At 43.2% G+C, this 7,684-nt stretch carries 7 protein-coding genes and 1 tRNA gene (1 of these 8 only partly in view); 3 read left to right on the top strand and 5 right to left on the bottom strand.

The window, feature by feature from the left end; genetic code table 11:
* Window positions 1-27: transfer RNA gene (locus tag L3V23_RS10505), tRNA-Tyr, on the top strand (it extends 158 nt beyond the left edge of the window).
* Between the two features lie 116 nt (window positions 28-143).
* On the opposite strand, the gene treC is transcribed toward L3V23_RS10505, so the two are convergent.
* From treC to gmhB, 5 genes are all read right to left on the bottom strand, one after another.
* On the bottom strand, window positions 144-1,835 hold the full coding sequence (treC, locus tag L3V23_RS10500; protein WP_237292310.1) for an alpha,alpha-phosphotrehalase: 1,692 nt from the start codon (window positions 1,833-1,835) through the stop codon (window positions 144-146).
* Between the two features lie 65 nt (window positions 1,836-1,900).
* The gene (gene treB, locus L3V23_RS10495) at window positions 1,901-3,325 is read right to left on the bottom strand and encodes a PTS trehalose transporter subunit IIBC (protein ID WP_042488883.1); all 1,425 of its coding nucleotides are present in this window, start codon (window positions 3,323-3,325) and stop codon (window positions 1,901-1,903) included.
* A 328-nt stretch (window positions 3,326-3,653) separates the two neighbouring features.
* Window positions 3,654-4,601, bottom strand: coding sequence for a trehalose operon repressor TreR (gene treR, locus L3V23_RS10490; RefSeq protein ID WP_102965395.1), 948 nt, complete (start codon window positions 4,599-4,601; stop codon window positions 3,654-3,656).
* Window positions 4,602-4,680: 79 nt separating this feature from the next.
* Complete coding sequence (locus L3V23_RS10485) at window positions 4,681-5,040, bottom strand: MliC family protein (RefSeq protein ID WP_102965394.1); 360 nt, start codon at window positions 5,038-5,040, stop codon at window positions 4,681-4,683.
* Between the two features lie 95 nt (window positions 5,041-5,135).
* Entirely contained in the window at window positions 5,136-5,693 is a 558-nt protein-coding gene (gmhB, locus tag L3V23_RS10480) for a D-glycero-beta-D-manno-heptose 1,7-bisphosphate 7-phosphatase (protein WP_237292309.1), read from the bottom strand.
* A gap of 267 nt (window positions 5,694-5,960) precedes the next feature.
* Here gmhB and metN point away from each other — a divergent pair, with 267 nt between their 5' ends.
* Both metN and L3V23_RS10470 read left to right on the top strand, forming a co-directional pair.
* Complete coding sequence (metN, locus tag L3V23_RS10475) at window positions 5,961-6,995, top strand: methionine ABC transporter ATP-binding protein MetN (protein WP_102965393.1); 1,035 nt, start codon at window positions 5,961-5,963, stop codon at window positions 6,993-6,995.
* Window positions 6,985-7,662: a methionine ABC transporter permease gene (locus L3V23_RS10470; RefSeq protein ID WP_042488894.1), complete on the top strand. Its 678-nt coding sequence runs from the start codon at window positions 6,985-6,987 to the stop codon at window positions 7,660-7,662. Before metN ends, L3V23_RS10470 begins: the two co-directional genes overlap by 11 nt.
* Window positions 7,663-7,684: the final 22 nt, after the last annotated feature.

The following is a 7,684-nucleotide window of genomic DNA, read 5'->3' as shown; positions in this document are numbered from 1 at the left end:
ATGGTTCGAATCCGTCCCCCTCCACCATATACAGAAAAGCCAGCTCATTGAGCTGGCTTTTTTCATTTCAGAATACTCTAAAAATATCAGAGCATTAGCACAAAAGAACAAGCCCCTATAATAGGGGCTTGTGTTTATTGAGACTACAGGGGGTGCTCAATCAAAATGACTCTGGTTTCGTAAGCTCTTAATCTTTGCTTAAACTCAACCAGCTGATTCTCAATGTCTGAATAATTGCCGATAAGATAACGTGCATTGTTCAGTTCAAGTTCTTGCGGCAATTCACACTCTGCTTCTACATCATAATAGTTATTCAAACACACCAGCGTCTGTGTAGCACTTCGTCTTTGATACGCAAAAATGGCTTGGTGCTCGGGCAGTAAGTCTTGATAGTCACCGTCGGTAATAACGGTAATCTCCTTTCTCAACTGAATTAACTTTTGATAGTAATAAAATACCGAATCCTCATCACTCAAAGCTTGTTCTGCGTTGATTTGAGGATAATTGCTGGCAACAGAAATCCAAGGTTCTCCAGCACTGAAACCGGCATATTGACGACTATTCCATTGCATTGGCGTTCGGGAATTATCACGAGATTTCTGCGCCAGAATTGCCAACATATCCGTTTCACTGACACCATTCTGCTTGACCATAATGTCGTACATATTGGTGCTTTCAACATCTCGGTATTGCGAAATATCGGTATACCCTGGGTTCGTCATACCAATCTCTTCACCTTGGTATACGTAAGGCGTGCCCTGCATCATATGTATTGATGTTGCGAGCATTTTGGCCGACTCAACACGGTACTCACTATCATTACCTAAACGACTGACCACTCGGGGTTGATCGTGATTACACCAGAACAATGCTCCCCAACCTTTCCCATTCAAGCCAGTTTGCCAATGGTTAAATACCTGCTTGAGTTGTATGAAATCAAAGGGGGCTTTGGTCCACTTTTCTCCGTTAGGATAATCCGCTTTCAGGTGATGGAAGTTAAACACCATAGATAACTCTTTGTTATCTAATGACGAATATTGCTGACAATGCTCCAATGTTGTCGATGACATTTCTCCTACCGTCACACTGCCATATTTTTGGAAAACGTCGCGGCTGATTTCTTGTAAAAACTCATGCACACGCGGGCCATCGGTATAGAAACGGCGGCCGTCACCTACTTCGTCGTTTGGGAAATCCTGTTGTTTGGAAATCAGGTTAATAACATCTAAACGAAAGCCGTCCACACCTTTCTCAGCCCAAAAGCTGATCACTTCTTTTACTTCATCTCGAACCAGAGGATTTTCCCAGTTCAGATCCGCTTGCTCCTTAGCAAACAGATGCAAGTAATACTGGTTCGACTTTTCATCATATTCCCAAGCACTGCCACCAAACTTTGACTGCCAGTTATTCGGTGCTTTGCCATCAACGGGGGACTTCCAAATGTAATAGTCACGATAAGGGCTAGCTTTATCTGCCAACGCTGACTGAAACCACATATGCTGTGTCGAAGTATGATTCACAACAATGTCCATAATGATGCGAATGCCTTTCTGATGAGCCAGCTCAAGCAGGTTATCGAAGTCATTCATGGTGCCAAAATCAGGATTGATCGAGTAGTAATCCGCAATGTCGTAACCGTTATCAATCATTGGTGACTGATAGACAGGCGTTAACCAGATGGCATCAATGCCCAGAGTTTGCAGATAGTCCAGTTTAGAAATAATGCCTTGTATATCTCCGGTTCCTTTTGCGCCACTGTCACAGAAGCTTTTAGGATAAATTTGATAGATAGATGCAGTTTTCCACCAGTCGGATTCACTATTAGCAAAGGCCATTCTTTTCTCACTTACCAAAAATCAAAAACAGAAAAAAGAGTGGCAAAAAGCCACTCATAAAAACGTTATGCTGAAGCGGTTGATAAATCGCCTTTGACTTGTGCACGCTTGTACATTACTAAAGTCAGTGCTGCTGGAACCACAATCGCAACTAACATTGCAACAAGGTAGATACTCCAGTACTGAGGCTGAATAGATAAAATGCCCGGCAGACCACCTACACCGATACCATTCGCCATCACACCAGCACTACCACATACCGCCGCAGCCAAAGCACTACCAATCATTGCGGATAGCATTGGGAACTTGTATTTGAGGTTGATACCGTACATAGCCGGTTCAGTCACACCTAAGTAAGCAGAAATTGCCGCTGGTACAGAAATATCGCGCTCACCATGTTTCTTACTGATCAGAATAATACCTACAACAGCTGAAGCCTGAGCGATGTTAGAAAGCGCAATTAAAGGCCAAATTGGTGTACCGCCCAACTCTTGCATCAACTGTAGATCAACAGCGTTGGTGGTGTGGTGAATACCAGTGATAACCAGTGGTGCGTACAAGAAACCAAATATCATCGAGCCCAGTACCGCGAAATCACCCGTCATTGCAGCTTTTGCAGCAAAGGCAACGCCATTACCTAATACACGGCCGAACGGTCCAATTAACGTATGCGCTAAGATGACAGCCAAAATTAATGAAACAAACGGTACAACAACCAGATAGAGATAAGCTGGAACCACTCGTTTTAGGGTGTTTTCAATAAAGGCAAGCATCACACCCGCTAAGATCGCAGGGATAACCTGAGCCTGATACCCCACTTTTTCAATTACGAATAGGCCAAAATCCCAGACTTCCGGCACTTGTTTACCAATCAGATAAGCGTTCATCAGTTGAGGCGAAACCAGTGTTACACCCAAAGTGATACCAAGAATAGGCGTTCCGCCTAACTTCTTCACAGTTGACCAACACACACCAACCGGTAGGAAGAAGAAGATAGCTTCACCAATCAACCATAAGAATGAGTGTACACTTGCCCAGAACTGACTGATTTCCGTTAAGGTCTGACCGTCGAACATCTTGATGTCGCCAATCACGTTGCGGAAACCTAAAATCAAACCACCAGTAATAATCGCAGGAAGCAGCGGTACGAAAATTTCTGCAAGATGGGAGATACCGCGTTCCAAAAGATTCATATTTTGACGTGCTGCAAGTTTCGCATCGTCTTTTGAAGCGCCAGATTGACCTGTGATATCCAAAAGCACTTTAAACACTTGGTCGACTTCTGTGCCGATCACAACTTGGAATTGCCCAGCGTTAGTAAAGCAACCTTTCACTAAACTCAGCGATTCCAAACCTTGCTTATCCGCTTTTTCTGGTTCATTTAATACAAAACGTAAACGTGTTAGGCAGTGGCTAACACTGGCGATGTTTTCACTACCGCCAACCAATTCAACAAGACGTTCTACATCTTGTCTCGCTATCTTACTCATACCTTTGTCCACCCTGTTACTTATAGCTTTTATATTAGTCTAATTGATAATGGGAACATTCCCATTAAGTTTTCAGTATAGTGGCACATACAAATCAGACTTAAAATGGGAACAGTCCCATAAATTGAGAACGATCACATTAGGCGGTGTTTTTTTCAACAAAAGATATGCAAGCTTTCACGTAAAAACAGAGAAATGATCAAAGCAATAAGTGGTAAAAGAGAGAAGTGATCAAAGTGAATACTATTCAAAGCGGAAGGCTTTCAAGACGAGAAGCATTCAAGGCGAAAAAAGACTTTCTCGCCCTATTGGTTAATGTCGCAGGTACTCAGAGGGCAGGAACTTGAGTGAGATGAACCAGATGTTGCACATCACCGCTAAGATGCGAAATTAACAGATTCGCTGCCTGCGATCCTGCTTGCCGATAACCAGGATCAACAGTGTAGACTTTAGGGAACAAGAAAGTCAGTAATTCATTACCGCCAACACCTGTCACCACAACATCTTCACGCTGACACTCTTGCAAGCGCTTAATCACACCTAACGCTAAGGTGTCACTGGCACAGACGATGGCTTGAGTATTTTTAGACAGCACTTTATCAACCAATTGATAAGCACTTTCGTGTTTCAATTTACCCGTTTGATAGCAGGGTGTGATTTGTTGCTCCTGACACCAATCTAGATAGGCTTGCAAACGCATTTCGCCAGTTGTGGCGTCTTGTGGATCGACACCTATAAAGCTGACTTGTTTCAGCCCTTGCTGCTTAACGTAATCCAACGCCTGATTGATGATACCGATGTTATCGTAGTTAATTGAGGATACCTGCTCTGAATGAGTGGCTATCACCACCGATTTCAACTGCCAAGGTACCAAAGCTTGCGCATCTAAATCCGTAAAGCCAAAAATGATTACACCGTCCACATTGCGCTTTAGCAAGACGTCCAAATGTTCGTTGGTTTTCTGCCGATCGAACTGACTTTCCATGATCACGACGTCATAACCATGAGCGTAAAAAATCTCAAGCATGCTGCTGACAGAACGATTTTCAGAAGGCGAATCAAGGCGAGAAATAATCACACCGATAACTTTCTGGCTACCGCCGCGCATCGACTGCGCCGATTTAGAAGGAACATACCCTGATTCAGCAATGACGCGCTCAACCTTTTCTCGAGTTTCAGGCTTCACTTTTGGATCATTGGTGAGTACACGAGAAACGGTAGATTTACCGACTCCGGAAAGTTTTGCGATATCAAGGATGGTGAGTTTTCTGCTCATGAAATATGGTCTGCAAGGTGATAAAAGCGGTGGAAAACCACCGCACTACTTCTACTCAAGGCCATATATAAGCAAAATTTCACTCAATCCGGCAAGTTTTATAAATAATACCTTTGACTTCTAACCTAGCGTCACCCCCTTTCGTGAACAAGGTAACAGGATTCACTACCGCAGAAGTGTGGTCATCCAATATGTACTTCGCTCCAGAGCCGGAAGGAATACGAACCAAGCGATACTGGCTTTCCGAGGTCTTTAACACTGCGTTTTCTTCTGATACGTAAGCTACATCAAACTGCTTCTCATCGTCGCAAAGGTAATGTTGAAAATCACTGTCCCTAACTTTAAGTCCATCGACTTCGGTTGAGCTTGAACACGCCGTTAGTGCAGTCAAGGGTAGCGCCACCAAGCAGAATGCGACTAGGATATCGTTTCTATTCATGATGATTCTCTCTTCAAATAATAAAAAAGGCCGCCTAAGCGACCTCTTAATACCAACCCCAGCAATGTCTCAACTACCGATTACTAGTAATGGTATTATTTACGCTCTTTTAAATAGTTAGGCACTTCGCGCAAACTGTCCAGTACAACAGTGGCTAAACTTTCACCTTTTTCAGTCACAGGCTTGCCTGTACGAACTAAGATCTTGGTACCGACTCCGGCTGCTTCTGCGGCCATCATGTCTTCCGCTTTGTCACCCACCATCACAGAGTTCGCCATATCGATCTTCAAAAAGTCACGAGCAGAGATAAACATACCCGGCTTTGGCTTACGGCAATCACAATCTTCTTTATACTTGCCTACACCATGCTCTGGATGGTGAGGACAGTAGTAGATGCCATCAAGCTCAACGCCATTATCAACGAAGTTCCAGTCCATCCACTGTGTTAAAGACAGAAAACGATCTTCACTGAACATGCCACGAGCGATACCCGACTGGTTGGTCACCAATACAAGTAGATAGCCCATTTCATGCAGTGTTTTCGCGGCTTCAAAAACACCGTCGATAAACTCAAAATCATGTTCGTCGCTTACATAGCTATGATCGACATTTATTACGCCGTCACGGTCTAAAAACACAGCTGGTTTAGCCAAAATATTCATCTCTTTAAAGTCAAACTACGCGAATTATTGCACGCTTTATTTCTTTCATCACTATCTAATTACTTAACAGTATCACTCAAACAACCATTTAGACGTCTAGACGTAAAAATATCTATTGACTTGAACTTAGTTAAGCCATAGCATCCTCTACCAAGTTAGAACGAGTTAAATATTTTATTCTGTTGTTGCTTCTTTTTTAGTAATACAAAGGTAACTCGTTACAAAACAACCAAGATTTATCCCTGCGCAGGTTTTTCAATGATTGAGATTAGTCACGTCAACAAGGTGTTTTATCAAGGCACGAAAGAAATCAATGCTTTAAAAGACATCAACCTTAACATCCAACAAGGCACGATCTTTGGTGTTATTGGCTCATCAGGTGCTGGTAAAAGTACGCTGATTCGTTGTGTGAACATGTTAGAACGCCCAACTAACGGTAGCGTTATTGTTGATGGTGTTGACCTTACTAAGCTGAGCTCGAAGCAATTGAGTGAAGCACGCCGTAACATCGGCATGATTTTCCAGCATTTTAATCTGCTTTCTTCACGTACAGTGTTTGAAAACGTAGCTCTGCCATTAGAGCTTGCTGGTAAATGTGTTAGTCATATTGAGAAGAAAGTTTCTGAACTTCTTCAGTTGGTTGGCTTGTCAGAGAAACGTGACACTTACCCATCAAATCTAAGTGGTGGTCAAAAGCAACGTGTTGCGATAGCTCGTGCTCTGGCATCTGATCCAAAAGTGTTGCTGTGTGATGAAGCAACCAGTGCTCTCGATCCTGCGACTACGCAGTCGATTCTTGAGCTCTTGAAAGAAATTAACCGTAAGTTAAACATCACTATCTTGTTGATTACCCACGAGATGGATGTAGTAAAAAGTATATGTCATGAAGTGGCTATCATCGGTGACGGAGAATTAGTAGAGAAAGGTTCTGTGGGTGATATTTTTGCTCATCCAAAAACAGAACTTGCTCATCAGTTCATTCGTTCAACACTGGATTTATCGATTCCTGATGATTACCAAGCACGTTTGCAGCCAACACGAGTGCAAGGCAGTTACCCATTAGTTCGTTTGGAATTTACCGGCGCAACTGTTGATGCACCGTTGATGTCGCAAATTTCGCGCAAATTCAACATTGATGTCAGCATCTTGAGTTCAGATCTTGATTATGCTGGCGGTGTGAAGTTCGGCATGATGGTAGCGGAAATCTTCGGTGATGAAGAAAATGATAACGCTGCAATTCAATACCTTCGTGACAATAAAGTAAAAGTAGAGGTGCTTGGTTATGTCCTTTAATACCATTGCTAACTGGTTATCACTAAACGGTGACCTGCTTTTAACAGCAACTTGGCAGACTTTGTATATGGTAGCTGTTGCTGGCGTTATTGGTTTCGCGCTGGGTATTCCACTAGGCGTTATTCTGCACACGACTAAAAAAGGTGGTTTGCTAGAAAACACTAAGTTGAACAGCATACTTGGCGCAATCGTCAACATTGGCCGTTCAGTACCGTTTCTTGTGTTAATGGTAGCGATTATCCCAGTAACCAAATTACTTGTGGGCACGTTCATTGGCACAACAGCAGCAATCGTACCTCTAACTATCGGCGCAATTCCTTTTGTTGCTCGCTTGATTGAAGGGGCATTATTGGAAGTTCCAACTGGTCTTGTTGAAGCTGCACAATCTATGGGCGCAACACCAATGCAAATTATTCGCAAGGTGCTGTTACCAGAAGCAATGCCGACCATTCTTAACTCTGTAACGATCACGCTAGTTACTCTTGTGAGCTACTCAGCGATGGCAGGTACAGTGGGCGGCGGCGGCCTAGGTGATGTGGCTATTCGTTACGGCTTCCACCGTTACGATGTGGTGATAATGGCAGTAACCGTTGTCATGCTTATTGTTCTAGTACAAATAATTCAATCAATCGGTGATGCATTCGTACGCCGCGTTGATCACAGATAAAACGATACAAGAATTTCTAACA

The organism is Vibrio sp. A1-b2, from assembly GCF_021726015.1.
Taxonomy (GTDB): Bacteria; Pseudomonadota; Gammaproteobacteria; order Enterobacterales; family Vibrionaceae; genus Vibrio; species Vibrio diazotrophicus.
The sequence above is the reverse complement of the archived record's forward strand: the minus strand, read 5'-3'. Positions and strand labels throughout refer to the sequence as shown.